The organism is Micromonospora olivasterospora (assembly GCF_007830265.1).
In the GTDB taxonomy this organism is placed as follows: domain Bacteria; phylum Actinomycetota; class Actinomycetes; order Mycobacteriales; family Micromonosporaceae; genus Micromonospora; species Micromonospora olivasterospora.
Genome location: NZ_VLKE01000001.1, coordinates 3270011 through 3291843, shown reverse-complemented (window position 1 = coordinate 3291843; position 21833 = coordinate 3270011). Strand labels below are relative to the sequence as shown.

Below are 21833 nucleotides of genomic sequence, written 5' to 3'. Positions count from 1 at the left end.
CGCGCGGATGGCGGCAGGCGCGTACCCCGGATGCCCGGAGCCATACCATGTCGGGCATGGCGACGACAGACGGGAACGGAAGCACCCGAAACTGGACCTTCCTCACCAACCACGCGCACGTCCTGCTCGCCATCGCCCGCAATCCCACCGCCCGGCTGCGGGACGTCGCCGACGAGGTGGGCGTGACGGAGCGGGCGGCGCAGGCGATCGTGGCGGACCTGGAGGCCGGCGGGTACCTGCACCGGACCCGGGTGGGCCGGCGCAACGAGTACACAGTGAACCCCAGTGGCCACTTCCGCCACCCGGCGGAGTCGTACCGCCAGATCGGCGACCTGCTCGCCCTCTTCACCGGCAACCCGGAGGAGGAGAGCGCGGCCCCGTGACCCCGCCGTCGTGAGGGTCACCGGTTCGGTGGGTCGACCGCCCCGGCCTGATCGCCGTGCGCAGCCCCGCGGCGGTAGCGGCGATCCCCGGAGGAAGAAGTGGGCGGGGTGCCCTTCGCCGTCGACGTCAACCTGCACGGGCTGTCGGACATGCCGGTGCTCCCGGCAATGGACAGCGCGGATGCGACGCAGGAGAGGTTGCGGTCGTACAGTCGGCCGGGGTCGGCGGGAACTCCCCTGCGGAGACGGTTCTGATCGTCGTCGGCCCCGGCTCGCCCCACCCGGCAGACGGCGTCGCCTGAATCTCGCGGTGCAAACAGTATCGATCCCGGTACCGGTCAACCCTTTCCGGCTCGCAGCCGTGTAAGGGAGGTGAGCACCAGACTATCCGGCGGCCGGCCCGCCGCGACGGACCCGAGCTACCGCACGGCGAGATCACCCTGCAGGAGCAGCCGGTCGTCCCGGAGGTCCAGCCCGCCGGGTTCCGCTCGCTCGGGATGATCCTGCCGAGCCGCTGCTGATGACCGGCGGGTTCACGTTCATGATGATGAGCAACTCGCTCAGAGGGGCCTGATGGGCATGGTCATGCTGGTCGAGATGGGCGGCGGCATGCTGGCCATGGCGGTCTTCCAGATGACGATGAACAACGGCAACCGCAACCAGCGGATCAACGGCGACCGGCGCGACTACTTCCGCTACCTGTCCCAGACCAGGGTCAGATCCGCCAGTACGCGGCGGAACAGCAGGACGCGCTGGCCTGGCGGCACCCCGACCCGGAGTCCCGGCCCGGCTGCTGCCGCCGCGGCCCGACCCACCCGACGGACGTGGCGGGCGCGACCACGTCACGGACCTTCCGGCGCGACAGCCGCCGGATGACAGACAAGGAGAGAGTCATTATGACAACACCCAACAGAGGGGTCGTGGGTGGCGAGTTCGGCCTGATGGCCGACGAGGCGACCATCACCGGCATGGTCGTGGCGTTCGCTCAGGCCCAGACCGAGGCCAGTGACAGCCACCGGAACGTCGTGGCCGCAACCGAGGCGCTGCTCCGCTCGTGGACGAGCGACACGGCCTCGCCGCGGTTCCTTGAGGCCGTCCATCAGTGGCTGGCCGGCTGGCGGAAGGTCCAGCAGGGCCTGGACAAGCTCAACCAGAGCATGCAGCAGTACTCGCAACTGACCACCACGACCGAAGACGACAACGCCATGCAGGCCGGCAATTGGGCCCGGGAACAGCCCGTCCCCCTTATGTCTCGGGTGCTTTACACAAAGTGACCGTCAGATGGACGTCTTCCGCTGGGCCGGCCCTTGAGGACCAACGCTCGGAAAAGTCCCGTTAGATTAGGCAAGATCGTCATCGGCGGCATGGGGCTCGACCGGCGCGGACAGTATCGTCGTTGCGCTGCCATGGCGTTGGTGACACCGACGCACAGCAGTGGCCTCCAGCCGAGCGAAAAAGCCACATACCTGTCATGGGGAGATGAACATGACCGCTTTTACCTGGGTAAGCGTTGCGCAGCCGCTGTACGTCGCCCGTACCGGTATGGCGCGCGCCGAACTCAGCCGTGAAGGCGATAAGACCGCGGAAGCATGGCACGAGACGCTGGAATCCGCGGAGAGTGGACTGGAGACGTTCTGCAAACCCGAACGCGTCTACGCACTGGGGCTGAACGACATCGCCGGGCCTCACACCGGGCCGGCATACCTGACCGCCTCCGGGATCCACCACGACACCCTCCAGGCAGACAGTGAGGTCTACGTGAAAGGCGATGACCCGGCGACGACCGAAGCCGACGCCCGGAAATGGGTCTCAGGTTGGGTGGAGCGTGCGAAGAAGCGGCTGAAGGAACTCGACGCCGACTGAAATTGGGAAAGCGATCGATTGCTGGACACACGGCGAGCGGCCCGAATCTCCTTCGGGCCGCTCGCCGTGACTCGATTACGCGGAATCACCACGGTCGGTCAGGTCAGCACTCCCCGGTCAGGTCGGCCATGTACTCGAGCGCCGCGTTGCCGTCAGCGCGGGTGGTCCAGCCGTGGCAGACCACGCCGGCGTCGGCCAGCACGGTGGTGGCCCACTGGCACGCCTCGTCGACGCTGGCGGCGGGCAGCGCGTCGTGGTCGGCGTGGGGCTTGTCGTCGACCAGGAGCAGCCAGGCGTCGTCGACCGGGTCGTGCACCAGCCGCCACTTCCCCACCGGGCCCGTCCCGGCCGCCGCTGCGGTGGGATCGCCGGCGTGCACCGCGAGGTACGCCGGCCGGCCGGGCAGCAACTGCCCGTCGGTCCAGCCGGTGACCTCGATCCGGTGCCGCTCGGCCAACACCTCGGCCGCCCACGCCTGGGCGCCGTCGACGTCGTCGGGGTCGGCGAGGTGCTCCGCGCACGCGTCCGGCTCGTCGACCTCCAGGTCGTAGAACAGGAGCCAGCAGCAGGCGTCCTCGGCTTCGTAGGCCAGCGACACCCGCGCCGGCACCTCCGCGTCGACCTGGTCGACGGTGTTGGGCAGCGTGGCGTCATGCAGCCGCTTACCCTCGCGGCTCAGCGCGACCGCGTGATGCCCCTCCTTGCCGACGTCGAGTCCTACAAAGACGCCGTACCCGTCGTGCACGCCCTGCCTCCCCACCACCTCGTCGTGGCTCGGCCGCAGGTCAGGCGCCGGACTGCCGGCAGCCACGTTACGAGGAGACCTACCCCGAGCACGGGGTGGCCGGGTCCCTATCAGCGGTCCGCCGACGCCACCCGACCCGGCGACGACACCCCCGGATCATGCGTACGACAGGGGCGGTAGGTCATACCGGGCCGGGCGACCGAGCAGTCCCCGGCTGGGACGATCAAAAAGGTAACGGGGGAGCCGGTCCAGAGGTACCGGCAGATGACGGCTGGCCCCACTTCCGGCCGCCGGCGAGCCCCTATGCGCCTGCGCTGGCATCGGCCCTACCGGGGTGAAGCATGGCCCGGACGGGGTCCGAGCCGAGCCGGGCAGGGGCGATAGTCTCTCCCGGTGCGCGAGAGCTTCCGGCCGGACGGGATGGCAGTGATCGGGCGTAGCGGGCGGGTCCGCCGGGCCCTCCTGTGTGGACTCGCGGCGCTGCTGGTCGGCACCGCCGTGGTGCCGCCCACGCCGGCGGCGGCCGCCCCGTCTGCGGGCCCCCCGGGGAGCCGCTGCCGGCGGGGACCCCGTGGGCGCTGACCCGGCTCGAACCGGCCGCGGCCTGGCGGATCACCCGCGGCGAGGGCGTCACCGTGGCCGTCATCGACTCGGGTGTGTCGGCCACCCATCCGCTGCTGCGCGGGCAGGTGCGCCCCGGTGCGGACTTCAACAACCTGGAACGGCACGAGGGCCAATGCGACAACGCCGGCCACGGCACGATCGTCGCCGGCATCATCGCCGGCAGGGAGGGCACCGGCACGACGTTCACCGGCATCGCCCCGGCCGCCAGGATCCTTCCCGTACGGGTGCTGCCGGACACCAAGACCAGGACCGACGAGGGCCTGCCGGCGCAGATCGCGCAGGCCATCCGCTGGGCGGTCGACCACGGCGCCGACGTGATCAACCTGTCGCTGGTGACGCTGCCCCGCCCCGAGCTGGAGGCCGCCATCCAGTACGCGCTGGACGAGGACGTGGTCGTGGTGGCCGCCGCGGGCAACCGGCAGGAGCAGCAGCAGAACCTGCCGGCGTACCCGGCGGCCTATCCCGGGGTCATCGCCGTCGCCGGGGTCAACGAGCAGGGCGAGCACGTCGACAGCTCGGTCGTCGGGGACTACGTGGACATCGCGGCACCGGGGCTGAACATCGTCGGTCCGGCGCCCCGGGGACCGGGATACCGCGCCGAACCACAGGGCGGCACCAGCTTCGCCGCCGCGTACGTCTCCGGCGCGGCGGCGCTGGTCCGCGCCGCGTACCCGGACCTGAGCCCGGCACAGGTCGCCCAGCGACTGACCGGGACGGCGGACAACCCGCCGGACGGGCGCAACGCCGAACTCGGGTACGGGGTGGTGAACCCGTACCGGGCGGTGACCAGCCTGCTGGGTACGCGTACCGACCCCGCGCCGGGTGCGCTGCCCGCGCCGGCCCCGCTCCGGGACCCACTGGCCTGGCAGCGCACCGTCGCGATCTGGGCGGCCGTGGTGGGGGCCGCGCTGGCCGGGCTGCTGCTAGCCGCGAGGCCCATCCTGGCGCGGGGCCGCGGCCGGGGCTGGCGGCCTGGGCGGCGCGCCGAGACCGGCCCGACGGGCTGAGCCCCTCGCCGCCCTTCCAGGGCCCGTCACGACGACGGGGCGCCGCCCACCGCACCAGCGGCCGGGCGACGCCCCGTCGAGGGTTTCAGCGCAGCACGCCGGGCGCGCCGTCGCCGCCCGCGCCCCAGATGTCCTCGTCCTCCTCCAGCCAGGTGTTGCGCGGAACCTCCTCCTCGCCGTACCCGGCGCCGCCGTGGCCCGCCCCGGCCATGCCGCCCCGGCCGGCCACCGCGGCACCCGGCCGTCCGGCGCCGGCCGCGGCCTTGCCGCCGGCGCCCCGGCCGGCCGCCCCGCCCCCCGGGGCCATAGCGCCGGCCATGCCGGGACGGGCTCCGCCGAGCTTGCCGCCCGCGCCCCGGCCACCGGCGCCGCCGCCCATGCCGCCGCCGAGCATCGGGGGCAGGCCGGGGCTGACCGGCTTGCCGAGCCCGGGCGGCAGGGAGGCGTTGGAGCCGCCGGACAGGCCCGGACCACCCCCCAGGCCCGGGCCGTTGCCCAGGCCGGGGCCCGAACCGAGGCCGGTCGTGGTGGGCGGGGCGGCGCCGGCCAGGCCGGTGCCGTAGCCGTCGGAGTCCGGGTCGTAGCCCGGGTAGTCGCCGGTGTCGGGAAGGTCGCTCCTGCCCGGGTAGTCGCTGGAGGGGATGTCGGGGCGGTCACCCGGCCCGGTGGTGGTCGAGGGGAGGTCCGGCATCTTTCCGGTGTCGGGCTTCGGGCCGCCGCCGAGGCCGCCGCCTCCCCCGCCGCCGAGCGACGGCGGCTTGACGTTGCCGCCCCCGCCACCGCCGCCGGTCTCCAACTCGGGGATCTCCGGCTTGGTGTTGCTGCGGCCGGTCGGGCTCACGTTGCCCGGCGCCTCCATGCTCCGCTGCTTGAAGTTGTTGTTGACCTCGTTGTAGATCTCCCGGGCCTCGCCCTCCTTGTCGGAGAACCAGCTGGTGACCCAGTCGCCCAGCTTGCCGAGCTGCTCGACCGGCCAGCTGCCCATCAGGTCGGCCTTGACCTTGGTCTCGAAGATGCCGACCCCGAGGGTGATCTCGCCGTTGCGCGCCGCCAGGACGTCGCCGACGCAGGCCGCCGGGATCGGCATCTTGCTCTGCGCCTCCTGCAGCTGGGTGGCGGCGGTCTCCAACGTGGTCACGATGCTGACCCGGCCCCGGCCCGGCTTGTCGACGTCGTCGATGATCGTCCCGGCGCTCTTGGCCAGCCCCTCGATGTGCGTCTTGAACGACTCGTACGCCGGGCCCTTCCAGGCCACGCCCAGGTCCTTGACGTTCGTCTCCAGGCTCTCCTTGACCTGACCCAGGTTCTTGATCAGTTCCTTCCAGCCCAGCGCGGCGCTCTGCACCTTGTCCGGACGGCCCTCGACGAGCACCTCACGGGCCATCTCCTCCCAGCTCTTGTCGCCCACGTCCCGCTCTCCCCCGATCTAGCTCTCGCCGCCGCGGGCGGCGTCGTTGAAGGCCTGCTGCATCTGCTGCGCCGTCATCTCGTTGGCGCCCTCGGCGGTCTCGTAGTTCCGCTTGACCGTGCGCAGCGCCTCCGCGGCCGTGTAGAGGTTGTCGGAGAGGGTGCGCAGCCCGTTCTCCGTGCCGGTGTACACCTGCTGGTGCTGCTGGCCGAGCTGCGTGGCGTACTGGAAGCCGCCGAGCGCCCCCTTGCCGGCGGCGGCCTGGTCACCGCCGAGTTGCTCCTTGATGTCGGCCATGTCGTACGACAGCCGGTGCAGGTAGCTCGCGTGCGTCTCCAGCCAGGTGATGGCCGAGTCGAGGGTGCCGGCGTTCCACTCCGTCTCGACGCCCTTCTCGCCGCTCCCGGCGACCAGCCCGCCCGGTGTCTCGGCCTGCTCCACGCCGGTCTTGTCGAAGCTGATCCCCCGGATGTTCCCCATACCGGGATACATCGGGTTGACCGGCATCGGAACGTTGAACCGGACGTCCACCCGGTCCGGGTCGTTGTGCTCGTCAGTCATGGTGCCCTCCCCTGGCCCCGTGTCTCAGGTCTCGGTGTCAACGCGGCTCTGGATCCACCGGGGGCGCCCCGGCGGCGTGGCCGCCCGGCGTCGACCCGGGCGGAGGTGGCGCGCCGGCAACGCCCGGCGGCGGGCCTGCCGGGCCGTGTGGCGGCCCGCCCTGCCACCCGGGCGGCCCGTACGGCGGCGCGCCCTGCCGGCCGCCGTACGGTTGTGCGCCGTGCTGGCCGCCGTACGGTTGTGCGCCGTGCTGGCCGCCGTACGGTTGTGCGCCGTGCTGACCGGGCGGGCCGTACGCGTGCGGAGGCGCCGGCTGCGCGACCGGCCGCGGCTGGTACGGATGCGGGCCGGGGCGCTGCGCCGGCGGTGGCCCGTACCCGGGGTGCGGGACGCCTGGCGGGGGCGGCGGGCCGCCGACCGGAGGCGCCGCGGCACGGCGGCGGGCCGCCCGGCGGTTCACCACGATCAGCACCACGGCCACCACGCCGACGAGGAGCACCGCGAGCAGGCAGAGCCCGAGCTGGAGCCCGGCGTTGTCGGCCAGGCCGAAGGAGACGGCCGGGCCGTCGTCCCCGTCGTCGCCGGTGGCCGGCTTCGGGCTCGGCGACGCGGCGGCCAGCAGCGGGTTGCCGTCCACGGCGGGCACCGAGCGGGTGAGCGCGGCGAGCACGTCCACCGCCCCGAAGCCGTACTCCGGGTCGCGGCCGCGCGCGCCCCGGTCCTCGGCGGTGCGGATCAGGCGATTCACCACATTGGCGGCGTTCAGCTTGGGATGGCGCGCGCGCACGAGCGCCGCGACCCCGGAGACGATGGCGGTGGCCTGGCTGGTGCCGTCGGAGACGCCGTAGCCGTTGGGCGAGACCGGCGGCGGCACCGGCGCGATGATGCGCTCGCCCGGCGCGGTCAGCCCCACCTCCGGGCCCGTCACCGAACCGCTCCAGAGCGAGCCGCCCTTCCCGGTGGCGCCCACCGCCAGGACGCCGGGGATGTTGGCCGGCAGGGGCACGGCCCGGTCGACCCGGCGGTTGCCGGCGGAGGCCACCACCACGGCGCCCTTGTCGAGCGCGTACCGCACGGCCTCGGTGATCTTCGGGTCACTGCCCGGGGCGCCGACGGACAGGTTGATCACGTCAGCGCCGGCGTCGGCCGCGTAGCGCAGGGCGCTCGGCAGGTCCCGGCCCGGCCCCTCGGGACCGAGTGCGACGGGCAGGATCTTCGCCTCCGGGGCGATGCCCAGCTCCCGCATGGCGCCCCCGCCCCGCCCGGCGATGATGCCCGCCATCGCGGTGCCGTGCCCGCTCTCGGAGTCCGGGTCCGTCCGGCCGTCGCGGGCCACGTCGGGCGAGAAGGCGCGCCCCGGCAGCACCTGGCCCTTGAGGTCGGGGTGGGCGGCGTGCACGCCCCCGTCGACCACGGCGACGGTGACGCCCCGGCCCTTGGTGAGCTTGTGGGCCTCGGGAATGCGCAGCGCGTCCAGGTACCACTGCAGGCCGCGGACGGTGTCGGCGGCCCGGGCCGGCTCGGGTGCCGCCAGCGGGCCGCTGCCGACGACGGCGACCAGCGCCAGCACGGCGGTGACGGACCGCAGCAACGGCCGGCGGTGCTTGCCCGTACGCATCGCTTCCCCCCGAGGCTCGACCCCGTCACGCAGAACGGCTCCGGTCCGGTGAAGCCGGACCGGAGCCGCGCCGGCGATTATCTCAGTTGCCCCAGACCTTGGAGTTGCTCATCTCGGTGGTGACGTAGTTCTCGCGGGCGATGCCGACCGCGCCACCGATCTCGTTCAGGATCTTGTTGATGTCCCGAACGGCCGCGTCCCACTGGGCCTGGTGCTGCTCGTACGCGGCGCGGTCCTGACCGTCCCACTGGAGCTTGGACAGCATGGACCGCAGCGTGTCGAGCTTCTCGTCGATGGTCCGCGAGATGGCCTGCATCTGCTGGTTGCTGCTCTCGAGGACCGCGTAGTCAACCTTGATCGTCACGATTGCCTCCTCTGCGCCTGGCTGCCGGTCACGGGTTCAGAGCAGCGTGGAACTTGTCCAGCATCTGCTGCTGCTCTTCGTCGTTGACCTGGTGGGTCGTACCGGACTTGTCCAGCAGGTCGGCGATGTTGTCCATCGCCGTCAGCAGCTTGTTGGTGTCCTCCGACCAGCGCACCATGAGCTGCTGGAAGCCCGTGGACGCCGCACCCTTCCAGGCCATGGCCAGGTCGTCGACGACGTTCCACAACTTCTTCAGCTCGCCGTCGACGTCGCTGCGCGTGGACCGCACGTCATTCGCCGCGGTATGCAGAGTCGATGCTTCGACCTCGAACGCCATGCTTCACACCCTTCCGTCTTGATTGTGGCGGCGGCATCGCCGCGCCCCTCCCCCGCGGCAAGGCCAACCAACCCCACCGACGGACACTCCGGATGAGACGGTAACCGACCGGGTCCAACCGGCGCAGCCCTCCCCCACGACCGCGGCCATCCCTCCCTTATGGCCGCACGGATAGTGAGGAGCCCGTCACGCCTGGTCCGACCAGGCGGTCTGGATCAGCTGCTGGCCGTCGCGGCGACGCACCAGCGTGCCCCGGCCCGGCGGCTGCGGACTCGGGCGCAACGTGCCGAAGACCGCGCCCTCCTCCCGGCTGCCGGACATCAGCAGGCCCGGCGAGTCCAGCTCGCGCAGGCGCTGCAGCACCGGCTCGTAGAGCGCCCGCGCCACGCCGCCGACCCGCCGGGTGATGATCAGGTGCAGGCCGATGTCGCGGGCCTGCGGCAGCAGCTCGTGCAGGGCGCTGAGCGGGTTGCTGCCACCCGAGGCGACCAGGTCGTAGTCGTCCACCAGGATGTACAGGTCCGGCCCCTTCCACCAACTCCGGTCGCGCAGCTGGGCGGTGGTGACGTCGGCCCCGGGCAGGCGGTTCTGCAGGGCGCTGCGGATGGAGCCCAGCCCCTGGGCGAACGCCTGGTTCGACGGCGCGTAGTCGAGCAGGTGCTCGCCCTCCACCGCACCCAGCAGGCCGCGCCGGTAGTCGGCGATGACCAGCCGCGCCTGCGCCGGGGTGTACCGCTCGATGATGCCCTTGGCGATGACCCGCAGCAGGTTGGTCTTGCCGCACTCGGCGTCGCCGAAGACGGTCAGGTGCGGCTCGTTGGCCAGGTCGAGGTAGACCGGGGCGAGCGCCGACTCGTTGACCCCGATCGGCAGGCCGGGCGCCGACCGGTCGGCGACCCGGACCAGCTCGTGCAGCGGCAGCCTGCGCGGCAGCAGCCGCACCTTGGGGGCCGGCCGGCCCGACCACGCCCGGGCCACGTGCGTGGCCAGCGCGACCGACGCCTCGGTCAGGTCGTCGACCTCCCGGCGGCCGTCGATGCGGGAGACCGCCGCCAGGAAGTGCAGCTTGTCGCGCGTCAGGCCGCGGCCCGGGGTCTTCTCGGGCACGTTCTGCGCGGCCCGCCGGTCGATCTCCGACTCGGCCGGGTCGCCGAGCCGCAACTCCAGCTTGGTGCCGAGCAGGTCCCGCATGTTGATCCGGATCTCCGCCCAGCGCACCGCCGTGAGCACGACGTGCACGCCGAAACCCAGCCCCCGGCCGGCGAGGTTGGTGACGGTCTGCTCCAACTCCTCGTACTCCTGGCGCAGCGTGTTCCAGCCGTCCACCACGAGGAAGACGTCGCCGAACGGGTCGTCGGCGAACTCGCCGGCCGCCCGCCGGCGGCGGTACGCGGCCACCGAGTCGATGCCGTGCTGGGCGAACCGCTGCTCCCGCTCGTCGATGACGGCGACTACCTCGGCGACGGTGCGGCGGACCGCCTCCGTGTCCCGCCGCCCGGCCACGCCGGAGACGTGCGGCAGCCCCTCCAGGCTGCGCAGCGCGCCGCCCCCGAAGTCCAGGCAGAAGAACTGCACCTCGCGCGGGGTGTGGGTGAGCGCCAGCGAGGCGAGCATCGAGCGCAGCATGGTGCTCTTGCCGCTGAGCGAGCCGCCGACGATGACCACGTTGCCGCCCGCCCCGGCCAGCTCCACCATCATCGGGTCGCGCCGCTGCTCGTACGGCCGGTCGACGACGCCGACCGGGACGGTGAGCCGGCCGCGCCCCTGCCAGCCGTCGGTGGTCAGCCCGTACGTGGGGTCGACCCTGAGCGGGGCGAGCAGGTCGAGCAGGCTCGGCGGCTCGGACAGCGGCGGCAGCCAGACCTGGTGGGCCGGCTTTCCCCTGCCCTTGAGCTGGTCGATCAGCACGTCGAGCATCGCCACGGCCTTGCCGTCGACGGGCTGCTCCGGCTCGGCCACCGGCTCCACCGGCAGTTCCGGGGCCCGCATCGGCACGAACTCGGTGCCGTAGTGCACGATCCGGCGCTGCACCAGCGCCTGGGACGACTTCGCCTGCTGGCCCGGCGTGCGGTACGGGCCCGACACGTACGCCGCCCGGAACCGCAGCATGGTGGCGGTGTCGGTCTTCAGGTACCCGTGGCCGGGCGCGCTGGGCAGCTCGTACGCGTCCGGCACGCCGAGCACGATCCGGCTCTCCACCGCCGAGAAGGTGCGCAGACCGATCCGGTACGACAGGTGCGTGTCGAGGCCGCGCAGCTTGCCCTCCTCCAGCCGCTGGCTGGCCAGGAGCAGGTGCACGCCGAGCGACCGGCCCAGCCGGCCGATCATGACGAACAGGTCGATGAAGTCCGGCTTCGCGGCGAGCAGCTCGCTGAACTCGTCGCAGATGATGAGCAGGCTGGGCATCGGGTCCAACTGCTCGCCCGCGGCCCGCGCCTTCTCGTAGTCGTACCGGGAGACGTAGTTGCCGGCCGCCCGCAGCACCTCCTGCCGGCGGTTCATCTCGCCGGCCAGGGCGTCACGCATCCGGTCGACCAGCGGCAGCTCGTCGGACAGGTTGGTGATCACCGCGCTGGTGTGCGGCAGCGCGTCCAGCGAGGCGAAGGTGGCGCCGCCCTTGAAGTCGACCAGGACGAAGTTCAGCTCCTCCGACGAGTGGGTCACCGCGAGCGCGGCGACCACCGTACGGAGCAGTTCGCTCTTGCCGGAGCCGGTGGCGCCGATGACCAGGCCGTGCGGGCCCATGCCCTCGTGCGCCGACTCCTTGAAGTCCAGCTCCACGACGTTGCCGTCCGGCCCGAGGCCGAGCGGGATGCGCAGCCGGTCCCGCTGGCTGCGCGGCCGCCACGTCTGCCGCACGTCCACCGTGGCGGCGTCGCCGACGCCGAGCAGGTCCGGCAGCTCCATGCTGCGGGCCAGCGGCTCGTCGGTGCTGGCCTGCTGCTGGGACAGCCGGTAGGGGGCGATCTGCCGGGCCAGCCCCTCGGCCGCCGCCGCGCTCAGCCGGTCCGGTGTGCCCAGGCGGGACGAGGACGCGCCGCGGACGAGGTCCAGCGAGCTGCCGTCGCCCGCGTCCAGGCAGAGCAGCCAGCGCCCGGCGTCTCGGGGCACGGTGCCGGAGAGGTCGACGACGGTGGTGCCGAGCAGGCTCGGACCGTTCAGGTGGCAGGTGGCCGCGACCTCGCCACCGTCGATCAGCACGACGAGGTGCGGCGCGGTGGTCAGCGGCTTGGCCTCCGGGGCGAACCGGGGCCGGCCACCCAACTCCTCGGCGAGGGCCTCCTCGGCCTCGGCCAGGGTCGCGAACACGAGCCGGTGGGCGCCGGCGGCGTCCGCGCGACCGGAGTGCTGGGCGTGCGGCAGCCACTTCACCCAGTCCCAGTCCGGCTGCCGGTCCGGGGCGGCGACCACCGCGACGATCAGGTCGTCCGGGGCGTGGAACGTGACGAGCTGGCCGAGTACCGCCCGGGCCAGGTCGAGCACCGGTTCCCGGTCGCCGCGCAGCACCACCCGGGAGAACGCCCGTACCGACAGCGCGGTGGGCAGGTCCGGCACGGTGGAGTGGGCGCGGACGAACCGGCGCAGCGCGATCGCGCTCATCGGCTCCAGGTCCTCGACCGGCTTCGTCTCCGGGGGCACGATCTCCACCGCCAGCCGCTGCGGGCCGACCGCGATCCGGGCCTCGCCGAAGTCGTCCTCGGTGATTCGCCGCTCCCACAGCCGGCGGGAGGCGGCGATCGACCAGAGCGCGTCCGGCTCCGGGTGCCGCCAGGTCATCGCGGCCCGCTGCTGCTCGGCCGCGCGCCGGGTGCGCTTGCGCATCTGGGCCAGGTAGCGCATGTAGTCGCGGCGCTCGGCGTTCAGCTCGGCCTTCGCGTCGCCGCCGCCGTGGGCCAGCGTGCCGATCGCCATGCCGAGCATCGAGACGCCGAAGAGCCCACCGGCGACGTACGTCATCATCCCGCCGCCCCGGCCCGCGTAGAGGAACGCCATCGCGCCCACGCCGCAGACCATCGGCAGGATCATCAGCAGCTGCCCCATGCCCCGGGGGGTCTGCTCGGGCAGCTCCGGCGGGGACTCCAGCAGCACCTCGCCGCGCGGCAGGGCGGGCCCCGGTTGGCGCGGAAGCCGGCGGAACACGACGGTGCTCACGGCTGTCTCCTCCCCCAGAAGCGGCCCGGACGCCGACCGGCCCGGCGTGACGTGCGACCGGGGGTGGCACGACGACGCTGTTCGGCCCGGCGGGCTTGCGGTGCTGCCCGCCGGAGCGCGGGCCGTCGGGTGGGCATCGTACGCGGACGCCATCCTAGGTAATCTCCCGTGGGCGTCGTGGACCCACGGGGGATGGTGCCGCCCGGCGGGTGCATCGTAGGCGAGCGCGAGGAGGCCACAGTGGCGACGAAGACGGCGACGGGTGGTCTGAGCCGGATCACCATCGTGGCTCCCCGGACCCGGATGGACCTCGCCCTACCCTCGGACGTCCCGCTGGCAGACCTGCTGCCGACCCTGCTCCGGTACGCCGGCGAGGACCTCGCCGACGAGGGGGTACGGCACGGCGGCTGGAGCCTGTCCCGGCTCGGCGGGCAGCCGCTCGACGGCGGGCGTACCCCAGCCCAGCTGGGCATCCGCGACGGCGAGGTGCTGTACTTCAACCCCCGCGCGGCGGCGGCGCCGGAGATCGTCTTCGACGACGTGGTCGACGCGGTCGCCACGGCCACGAACCAGCGGCCGGGCACCTGGCAGGTCGGCACGACGCGGTCCTTCGCGGTGCTGTTCGCGGCGGCGGCGCTGGGGGCCGGCGCGCTGGCGGCGCTGCTCGCCGGCCCGCCGCAGCTGCCCGGGGCGCTCGTCGCCCTGCTGGTCGCGCTCGGCCTGGTGGTGAGCGCCGCCGTGCTGTCGCGGGCGGTGGGCGACAGCCGCACGGGTTCCGTGCTCGCCGTGGTCGGCCTCGGGTACGCCGCGGTCGGCGGCCTGCTGGTGCTGGCGGGGGACCGCCGACTGACCGAGCTGGCCGCGCCCCACCTGCTGCTCGCCGCGACCGCGGTGGTGGTGTTCGGGGCGGTGGCGGTACTCGCCGTCGGGGATCGGGCGCCGCTGTTCTTCGGCGCGACGGCGGTCGCCGGCGCGGTCGGCCTCGGCGCGGTGGTCAGCCTGGCCTTCGGCGTGGGCGCGTCGGCCGCCGCGGCGGTGGTGGCCACGGTCGCGTTCGCCGTCGTGCCGGCCCTGCCGATGGCGGCCTACCGGCTCGCCCGGCTCCCGGTGCCGTCCATCCCGACCGGGCCGGACGACCTGAAGAACGACACCGAGAGCGTCGACGGCCGCCGGGTGCTGCGGCTCAGCGAGCGGGCCGACGCGTTCCTCACCGGCCTGCTCTGGACCGTGGGGCTGCTGGTGCTCGGCGGCGAGGTGATCCTCGCCCTGGACGGCCGACTGCCGGCCGTGCTGCTCTGCCTGGTGCTGGCCCTGCTGTCGCTGCTGCGCGCCCGCCCGTTCATCGGCCGCGCCCTGCGCGTCCCCGTGCTGTTCGCCGGTGCCCTCGGGCTCGGCCTGACCGCGGCGGCCACCTTCGCGGGGGGCTCGACGGCGGTGAAGCTCGGGGTCGTTCTCGGCGGCCTGGTGCTGGCCGCCGTGGTCAGCCTGATCTACGGCCTCACGGTGGCCGGCAAGCGGATCTCGCCGGTCTGGGGCCGGCTGCTGGACATCGTCGAGATCCTGCTGATCATCTCGCTGGTCCCGCTCGCCGTCTGGGTCTGCGGCCTGTACGGCTGGATCGTCAACCTCCGCCCCTGACTCCCTCTCCCCACCCCACCCCACCCCACCCCTCCCCCACCCCACCCCTCCCCCGCCGCGCCCCCACCCCCGGCGCGCCCCACCCGGGCCGCGGCGATCTTGCACTTTCGGCCCCCGTGATGCCCTTTTCACCCCGGTTCGTCGGGGCACAAAGTGCAAGATCGCCGGAGGGGGTGGGGTGGGGGGTGGGCCGGGGTGGGGTGGGGTGGGGTGGGGGTGGGGTGGGGTGGGGTGGGGTGGGGTGGGGGATCAGTCGGCGGGGAGGTCGGCGACGCGGAGGGCGACCGGGGCGGTGGCGTAGACGCCGGGGCCGTGCTCCCCGTCCACGGGGCGGGTCGGGACGCCACCGCGCCGCGCCACGTCCCGGACCACCTTCACCAGCTCCTCGATGTGGTCGGCCGGGGCCGCCACGCGCAGCAGCGGGGCCGGCCGGGCGCCGGGGCGCACCACGGCGGCGAGGGTGTGCGAGGGAGCCGAGGTCGCGGTCACGGCATCCACCAGGGCGCCCCAGGGGACCCCGGGCCGGGCCCGCAGGGCCAGGCAGCGCTGTGTCCAGCCGCCGCCGCGCAGCCCCGTCCAGGTCTCCGCCTGCGGCGCGGACGCGAGGTCCACGCCGGCCGCCGAGACCACGGCGGCGCGCAGCTCGTCCCGACCGAGGACGCGGTGGCTCAGACCGGCGGCGTTCAGCGCCTTGCCGAGCCGGCCCACAGCCGTCGCGACGGTCCGGTGCACGCCGAGCATCCCGCCGCCCCGGGTCACCGCCTCGGTCCGGGCGTCCCGGACGGTGAGGCGGACCGCCACCCAGACGCTGCGGTGGGCGGCCGGGGGCGCGCCGGGCGCCGGATACCAGACCAGCGTGTGCGAGACCACCTGGGTGAGGGAGACCGGTGCGGAGAACTCGGCCAGCACGGCCAGCGCCCGGTCCACCGCCGCCGCGTCGACCGAGCCGGCGGGCGCGCCGGGACGGGGGTTCAGCGCCACCGCCGCGAACCAGCCCTGCCCGTCCTGGCCGATTCCGAGCCGGGTGCCCCGCTCGGTCAGCTCGATGACGGTCAGCTCCGGCGCGAGGGCGGCCAGCCGGGAGTCGTCCGGTCCGCCGGCGTGCACCGCCGCCCGCGCCCGGTCCCGGCGGCGCCGCAACCGGCGGCGCAGCAGCAGGTCCTCGTACCACCAGCGGCCGCCGCGGCGGGCGAAGGCGGCGACGACCAGCGCCACCGCCGGCACCGCGACGGCGGCGACCAGCCAGTCCGGGCGGCCGAGCACGGCGTACACGGCCACCGCGCAGAGCTCCAAAACGACGAGCTGCCCCACCACGACCGGCCCGAGCCGGCCGCGGCTGCGGCGGTCCGCCGGGGTGACCGTACGGTCGGGCGGCGCCGACCGCGCGGGCGGGCCGGCCGGGCCGGCGGCCGTACGACCGGGTGGCGCCTGGACCTGCGTCATCGGTGGCGTCCCTTCTGAACAGCTGGCTTCCCAGGGCGGCGCCGGGCGGGCGGTGGTCCCGATCCGCGTCCGGCGGCCCCTTATCGTAGGGAAGCCCGCGGCGGAGCTTGGACCTGATCGCCGCCGGACCCACCCCCGCCGGAGGTAAGTCATGCGGACCCGCCGCGACCAGGTGCAGGCGTACCGCTTCGTCACCCGCCGGATCGTCTCCGCGCTGCTCTCCGGCGACCCGGAGACCACCAACCTGCCGATGCGGCGGTTGGGCCTGGCCGTCGTGGGCAGCGTGGTGGCCGCGGCGGTCGTGCTCGGCGGCGTCGGCGCGTACGGCCAGCTCACCGGCAACGCCGCCCCGCTCGAGGAGAACACCCTGGTGATCGAGCGGGAGACCGGGGCGACGTACGTCTACGTCGAGGGGCTGCTGCACCCGACCCTGAACTACGCCTCGGCGCGGCTGATCCTCAACGAGCCACAGCCGGCCGTACGGACCATGTCGCAGGCGTCGATCGCGGACCGGCCGCGCGGCCGTACGGTCGGGATCGTCGGCGCCCCGGACGCGCTGCCGGAGCCCAAGTCGCTGGTCGAGTTGCCGTGGTCGGTCTGCGACGTGCCGGACCCGGCCGACCCGCGCCGCTCCACGACCCGGGTCGCGATCGACCGCCCGCTCTCCGGCGGCACGCCGCTGGGCGAGCGCGGGGTGCTGGTGACCGCCGGCGGGGAGCGGTACCTGCTCACCCGCGACGCGCGGCTGCGCATCGCCGGCGGCGACCCGGCGATCGCGGCGCTGAAGATGGCCGGCGCGCCCGCGCTGAACGTCGGCGAGCAGTTGCTCAACGCCGTGCCGGCGGGGCCCGTGCTCCGGGAGCCCGACATCCCGGGCGACGGGGAGGTCAGCCGGTTCACCGTGGGCGACGGGCGGGCTCGGGTCGGCGAGGTGTTCCGCGCCGCCGGGCTGCACTACGTGCTGACTCGGGAAGGGCTGGCGCAGATCGGCGAGGTGACGGCCCTGCTGCTGCAGCGCGACGGCCGCCGGATCACCGAGATCACCCCGGACCAGGCCGGCCGGCTGTTCACCGACCAGCGGCTGGACGCGGAGGGCACGCCGCAGGCGCTGCCGACGCTGCAGCCGGTCCGGGCAGGCCAGACGGTGCTCTGCGCGACGTACCGCAGGGGCGCCCCGGGCGGGCCGCCCGTCACCACGCTGGAGGTCTTCGACCGGTTGCCGGCCGAACTGAACGGCCCCGCCCTGCCCGTCCGGCAGAGTGCCCGGGACGCGGTCCGCACCGCCGAACAGGTGCTGCTGCCGGGCGGCAAGGGCGTGCTGGCGCAGGCGGCGCCGGGGGCCGGCGAGGGCGGCACCGGCGCGGCGGGCGCGACGGTCTACCTCATCGGCGCCCAGGGCGTGCGCTACCCGCTCGACGCGGAGGCGCAGCAGGCGCTCGGGTACGAGGGCGTGACCCCGCTGGCGGTGCCCGCGTCGCTGCTGTCGCTGATCCCGACCGGCCCCACCCTGAGGCGCAAGGACGCCTTCAACTACTTCGCCCCGGGCGCCACGACGTCCGACGGGGCGGGCCGCACGCCGGCGTCGAGCCCGAGCCGGAGCGCGTCCCGGAGGCGAGCCGGAGCGCGAGCCCCGAGGCGAGCGGTACGCCGGACGGCCGCTCGGGCGACCCGGCGGCGGGTACGAGCCGGACGCCGACGGGCGGGGCCGGCCCCACCGCGGACGGCGGGTCGACCGGGACGAGCCGGGCCCCGTCCAGCGGGGGCTGACCACAGTAGATGAGCGTCTTCGCCTCGCCGGGTCGCCCGGTTGGCGGGGCGTCGACTAACCTGATCACGCCAACGGTTATCGACGAGGACTACGGGGATGCTGCCATGACCGGGCGCACGACAGTCGACGTACTCTCCCTAGAGGACTTCCACCAGCGGTTGGCCGGTCGGCTCAGCGAGGCCGAGGCCGTGCTCAAGAAGCTCAACACCGAGCTGCAGTGCCGCCCCCCGACGCTGGGCACGTTCGCCGACGGCACGAGCAACGCCCAACGGTACAGCCAGCTTCACCTGAGCTACGCCCAGCAGGTCCAGCGGCTCCGTGACGCGGTCAAGGCCGCGCAGAAGGCGACCAGCACGATCCTGACCAACTACCGGACCACCGAGGCGCGCAACGCGGCCAACTCGGCCGACATCGCCGCCGCGCTGAGCGGCGTCGACGACGCACTGGGCAGGCAGGAGGACCCGCGTGTCTGAGTACACCGCGCGCTACCAGCACGTCAGCCACAAGGAGCTCTACGACGGCGTGAACGCCGGCGACCCGACCCAGATCGACGGGCTGGCCGCGGGGTGGGACTCGATGAAGGGCACCCTCGACGACCTCGCCCGCGACCTGAAGGGCGACCTGGAGAAGCTGGGCAACACCTGGACGGGCGACGCCGGTCGCGAGTTCCAGCGCCGACTGTCGCTGATCGTCGACTACTCGACCACCCTCTCGGAGGGGATGGCCGACGTCCGGCAGGGCCTGACCCTGATGGCTACCCACCTGCGCACGGCGCAGAAGAAGGCCGAGAGCCCGGAGGAGACCGACGACCACGACAAGGCCGTCTCGGGCGCGGTGAAGGGTGGGGCCATGTTCGGCCTGCCCGGCGCGATCGTCGGCGGTATCGTCGGGCACCAGCAGGACAAGGAGGAGCAGGAGAAGGCACACCAGCGGATGGTGCAGGTCGTCTCCGAGCTCGCCGCCGGCTACGACCTGTCCGCGTACGGGCGCATGGTCTCGCCGCCCGACCCGCACGAGGATCTGCCGTACCACCCCGACACGGACACGACGACGCCGTCGGCCGGCCCCGGGGCCACCACGCCCGGCTCCGTCGGAGGCACCGGCGGCTCCCCGACGACCGGCCACAAGACGATGGCCGCTCCGAAGAGCCCGGCGCACGGCCCGACCGGCGGTTCGGGCCTGCCCGGCGGGGACACCGGCGGTGGCACCACCGGGGGTGGCACGATCGGCGGCACCGGCACCGGCACCTACCCGGGCACCGGCACCTCCCTCGCCGGCGCGGACCCGTCGCTGGCCAGCCCACTGCCGGTCGCGGGCGGGCCGACCACGACGGGCCTGGCCGGGGGCGGCGCCAGCACGTCCGGGTCCGGGTTGCTCTTCGGCGCGCCCGTCGGCGCCGCGGCGGGCGGCCTGATCGCGGGTGGCACCGGTGTGCTGGCCGGGTCCGGCAGCGGCGCGACCGCGCCGGCGGCCCGCCCGGCCGGCCCCACGCCGGCGGCGGACAACCGCGCGGCGACGGGCGTGGGTCGGGCCCAGCTGGGCAAGGCCGGCGCGGCCGGTAACCGGGCTGGCCTGCTCGGCGGGCACGGCCACGGCGACGAGGATGAGTCCGCCGAGCGGCTGACCTGGCTGACCGAGGACGAGATGGTCTGGAGCGACGGCGAGACCGCCGCCCCGCCGGTCCTCGGGGCGAGCTGATTCTTCTTTCACCCGTCCGGCGCGGCGCCCCTCCACCTGCGGGAGGGGTGCCGCGCCGTTTCGTCCGCCACCATCAGCGGGAGCACGGCGGACGGGGCGGCCCGCCGGGCCGCGACCGTCCACTCCGGTGGTGGCCCGGCTCACCCGCGCGACACGCCGGTGAAGCTGCGGGTCCCCGACAACCCGGCTACCTTGGTGGGGTGCAGTCCGTCGCATTCGCCCGCCCCGTCCGGCCGGCGATGCCGCACGGGGCTGCCCCGGCCTGGTCGACGCGGCTGCGCCGGCTCCGTTCGCCCCGGTTGGCGCATCCGCGGGTGGCCGCTCCGCCGTGGCCGGTGCGCCTGCGCCGGGTCCGGGAGCTGGGTCGCCTCGCGCTGACCGCCCTGGTCCTCGCGGTCGGCCTCGGCGCCGCGACCGCGGTCCCGGCCGCCGCCACGCCCGCCGGGGCGGCCCGTCCCGTCGTGGTGGCCAGCCGGCCCGACGAGCTGCGCCCTGGGCGCGCCCCGGCCGCCGCGCTGCCCGCGGACGCGGCCCTCCCGCAGGCCCGGCCCGCCCTCCCCGCACGGCCGGCGTCCGTCGCGGCGCCGGTGACCGGCGCGGTCGACCGGCCGGCCGCCGACTTCACCCGGGACGCCGTCGCCCGCCGCGGGCCGCCCCGGCGCTGATCCCCGCGCCCTCCGGCGCCGCGCGGCTCGTCGCGAGCCCGCCGCCGGCTGCCGTCCTCGACGCCGTCGACCGGCCGGCCACACCGCTGGCGGCACGACGTTCCCCCCGGGTTCGGCACCGGGTATCCCGCACCCCATCGCCCGCCGAGCGGGCCACGAACGTCAGTCCACGTCGTACCAACCGAGGTGCTCCTGATGCAGACCGCGCTCTCCACCGTCCTGCTTGACGTGCCCCGGGCCGCCGCGATCTGGCTGGCCCTCCTCGGCGTCGCCGCCGTCGCCGTGGCGGCCCTGGTCGTCCGGCCCAACCTCTTCCGCTCGGTGGCCGGCGGGCGGATCCGCGAGGCCGCCATGCCCAGCCTCCTGAAGGACGCGGCGGAGGAACGGGAACGACGGCGGTACGCCGGCGAGCTGGCGGCCGCGGCCGACCGGACGGCGGCCACGGCCCGGCGGCTGCGCGCCGATTGGCTGGCCGCCCAGGAGGACGCCGACACCGCCTGGCAGGCGTACGAGGCCGCGGAGGCCGACGTCCGCCGGCTGGTCACCGCCGCCGCCCTGCCCCGGCCGCACACCGAGCGCACCCCCGCCGAGTACGCGGACCGCGAGCGGTACCTGCACCGGGCGGCACGGGAGGCGTACGGCCGCGGGGAACTGTCGGCGGAGCAGCTCGACGACGCCCTCGCGCACCGCAACGGCTGGAACCCGCGGCTGCACCCCGTCGAGCAGGAGCTGGTGCTGCACCGGGCGGTCCGGGACCATCTGCGCGCCCGGCAGCGGGCTGCCCGGGAGCGGGAGCAGGCCGCGTGGCGCGCCGCGGAGCGGGCCGCCGTGGGGGCGCGCAGCCTGCGGGACGAGGCGCTGGCCGCGGCCACGCCGACGCCGCAGGAGGAGCCGCTGCTGCCCGGCGGGATCGACGGCCGGTCGACGGCCGCGGAGCGGGGCCGGGAGGCGGCGGCCGTGACCCGGGAGATCCCGGCGGTCGGCCGCGGCCAGTCGACGGTGGCCCGGGGGCGGGCCACCGTCCCGGCCTAGCCCCGCACACCGCGCCCGGGTGAGCGGGAAACCACCCGCTACGTCCGGCGTTGACAGGGGCCCCTTCCTTGCATCCACTAACGTTGCGGGCATGTCCTGGGAGCAGTGGGTCCTCGTGGCGCTCGCCGGCGCGATCGTGCTGGCGATGCTGGTCGGCGCCGTGCTGCTCGCCGTGCGGTTGGTGCGCGCCCGCCGGCTGCTCGGCGCGCTGGACACCAGCGGCAAGGTCGCCTTCTGGGGCGCCCTGGCGTACACGGTCTTCCCCGTGGACGTGCTGCCGGACCCGATCTACCTGGACGACATCGGCGTACTGGCCGCCGCGCTGCTCTACTTCGGTCGGCTGGCCCAGCAGCGGCGCGCCGCGGACCGCCGGCTACCCGGGCGGCCCACGACGCCGACGGAGCCGCCGCGCCGTCCGATTCCCTGAGCCGCCCTTCGGGCGGTTCGCAGCGTATAACCCGGTTTGTCGCCCGAGCTGACCGCTCGCCGGGGTTCTCCGTCGAGCCGTGACGAGGCCCCCAACCCGG

The 21833-nt window shown here is 74.6% G+C and carries 20 protein-coding genes; 12 read left to right on the top strand and 8 right to left on the bottom strand.

The genetic code is table 11. From position 1 onward, the window contains the following. Nucleotides 1-47: 47 nt before the first annotated feature. The 4 genes from JD77_RS15050 (at nt 48) to JD77_RS15035 (ending at nt 2246) form a co-directional block, all read left to right on the top strand. Complete coding sequence (locus JD77_RS15050; protein WP_145774961.1) at nt 48-383, top strand: helix-turn-helix transcriptional regulator; 336 nt, start codon at nt 48-50, stop codon at nt 381-383. Between the two features lie 573 nt (nt 384-956). After that, on the top strand, nt 957-1259 hold the full coding sequence (locus JD77_RS15045) for a hypothetical protein (RefSeq protein ID WP_145774960.1): 303 nt from the start codon (nt 957-959) through the stop codon (nt 1257-1259). A 44-nt stretch (nt 1260-1303) separates the two neighbouring features. Beyond that, the gene (locus tag JD77_RS15040; RefSeq protein WP_145774959.1) at nt 1304-1657 is read left to right on the top strand and encodes a WXG100 family type VII secretion target; all 354 of its coding nucleotides are present in this window, start codon (nt 1304-1306) and stop codon (nt 1655-1657) included. 211 nt (nt 1658-1868) lie between these two features. After that, complete coding sequence (locus JD77_RS15035; protein WP_145774958.1) at nt 1869-2246, top strand: hypothetical protein; 378 nt, start codon at nt 1869-1871, stop codon at nt 2244-2246. A gap of 103 nt (nt 2247-2349) precedes the next feature. Here the strand turns inward: JD77_RS15035 and JD77_RS34740 are convergent, their stop codons facing one another. Beyond that, the gene (locus JD77_RS34740) at nt 2350-3057 is read right to left on the bottom strand and encodes a hypothetical protein (protein ID WP_170286311.1); all 708 of its coding nucleotides are present in this window, start codon (nt 3055-3057) and stop codon (nt 2350-2352) included. Between the two features lie 569 nt (nt 3058-3626). On the opposite strand from JD77_RS34740, the gene mycP reads away from it, so the two are divergent. Next, nucleotides 3627-4622 carry a type VII secretion-associated serine protease mycosin gene (gene mycP, locus JD77_RS15025; RefSeq protein ID WP_246140674.1) on the top strand — a complete coding sequence of 332 codons (996 nt, stop codon included), beginning with the start codon at nt 3627-3629 and terminating at the stop codon, nt 4620-4622. An 85-nt stretch (nt 4623-4707) separates the two neighbouring features. Here the strand turns inward: mycP and JD77_RS15020 are convergent, their stop codons facing one another. The 6 genes from JD77_RS15020 to eccCa form a co-directional block, all read right to left on the bottom strand. Beyond that, nucleotides 4708-6030 (bottom strand): WXG100 family type VII secretion target, encoded by a 1323-nt coding sequence (locus JD77_RS15020; protein ID WP_145774957.1) that lies wholly within the window; start codon nt 6028-6030, stop codon nt 4708-4710. 18 nt (nt 6031-6048) lie between these two features. Then, nucleotides 6049-6591: a hypothetical protein gene (locus JD77_RS15015; protein ID WP_145774956.1), complete on the bottom strand. Its 543-nt coding sequence runs from the start codon at nt 6589-6591 to the stop codon at nt 6049-6051. A 37-nt stretch (nt 6592-6628) separates the two neighbouring features. Beyond that, the gene (locus tag JD77_RS15010; protein WP_145774955.1) at nt 6629-8209 is read right to left on the bottom strand and encodes a S8 family serine peptidase; all 1581 of its coding nucleotides are present in this window, start codon (nt 8207-8209) and stop codon (nt 6629-6631) included. A gap of 82 nt (nt 8210-8291) precedes the next feature. Further along, nucleotides 8292-8573 carry a WXG100 family type VII secretion target gene (locus JD77_RS15005; RefSeq protein WP_145774954.1) on the bottom strand — a complete coding sequence of 94 codons (282 nt, stop codon included), beginning with the start codon at nt 8571-8573 and terminating at the stop codon, nt 8292-8294. A gap of 28 nt (nt 8574-8601) precedes the next feature. After that, entirely contained in the window at nt 8602-8910 is a 309-nt protein-coding gene (locus JD77_RS15000; RefSeq protein WP_145774953.1) for a WXG100 family type VII secretion target, read from the bottom strand. 186 nt (nt 8911-9096) lie between these two features. Then, nucleotides 9097-13062 (bottom strand): type VII secretion protein EccCa, encoded by a 3966-nt coding sequence (gene eccCa / locus JD77_RS14995; protein WP_145774952.1) that lies wholly within the window; start codon nt 13060-13062, stop codon nt 9097-9099. A 240-nt stretch (nt 13063-13302) separates the two neighbouring features. On the opposite strand from eccCa, the gene eccD reads away from it, so the two are divergent. Then, nucleotides 13303-14700, top strand: coding sequence for a type VII secretion integral membrane protein EccD (eccD, locus tag JD77_RS14990; RefSeq protein ID WP_145774951.1), 1398 nt, complete (start codon nt 13303-13305; stop codon nt 14698-14700). Nucleotides 14701-14949: 249 nt separating this feature from the next. Here eccD and JD77_RS14985 read toward each other — a convergent pair whose 3' ends face one another. Continuing rightward, nucleotides 14950-16143, bottom strand: coding sequence for a type VII secretion protein EccE (locus tag JD77_RS14985; protein ID WP_145774950.1), 1194 nt, complete (start codon nt 16141-16143; stop codon nt 14950-14952). A 151-nt stretch (nt 16144-16294) separates the two neighbouring features. Here JD77_RS14985 and eccB point away from each other — a divergent pair, with 151 nt between their 5' ends. The 6 genes from eccB to JD77_RS14955 all read left to right on the top strand — a co-directional run bounded on the left by eccB (nt 16295) and on the right by JD77_RS14955 (nt 21733). Continuing rightward, the gene (eccB, locus tag JD77_RS14980) at nt 16295-17923 is read left to right on the top strand and encodes a type VII secretion protein EccB (protein WP_145774949.1); all 1629 of its coding nucleotides are present in this window, start codon (nt 16295-16297) and stop codon (nt 17921-17923) included. Between the two features lie 92 nt (nt 17924-18015). Then, on the top strand, nt 18016-18384 hold the full coding sequence (locus JD77_RS14975; protein ID WP_145774948.1) for a hypothetical protein: 369 nt from the start codon (nt 18016-18018) through the stop codon (nt 18382-18384). Further along, a complete protein-coding gene (locus JD77_RS14970; protein WP_145774947.1) occupies nt 18377-19609 on the top strand; it encodes a WXG100 family type VII secretion target in 1233 nt (410 codons plus the stop codon). The genes JD77_RS14975 and JD77_RS14970 overlap by 8 nt, the downstream gene beginning before the upstream one ends. 200 nt (nt 19610-19809) lie before the next feature. Next, nucleotides 19810-20274 (top strand): hypothetical protein, encoded by a 465-nt coding sequence (locus JD77_RS14965; RefSeq protein ID WP_145774946.1) that lies wholly within the window; start codon nt 19810-19812, stop codon nt 20272-20274. 195 nt (nt 20275-20469) lie between these two features. Next, a complete protein-coding gene (locus JD77_RS14960; protein WP_145774945.1) occupies nt 20470-21306 on the top strand; it encodes a hypothetical protein in 837 nt (278 codons plus the stop codon). A 91-nt stretch (nt 21307-21397) separates the two neighbouring features. Next, the gene (locus tag JD77_RS14955; RefSeq protein WP_145774944.1) at nt 21398-21733 is read left to right on the top strand and encodes a YkvA family protein; all 336 of its coding nucleotides are present in this window, start codon (nt 21398-21400) and stop codon (nt 21731-21733) included. Nucleotides 21734-21833 lie beyond the last annotated feature (100 nt).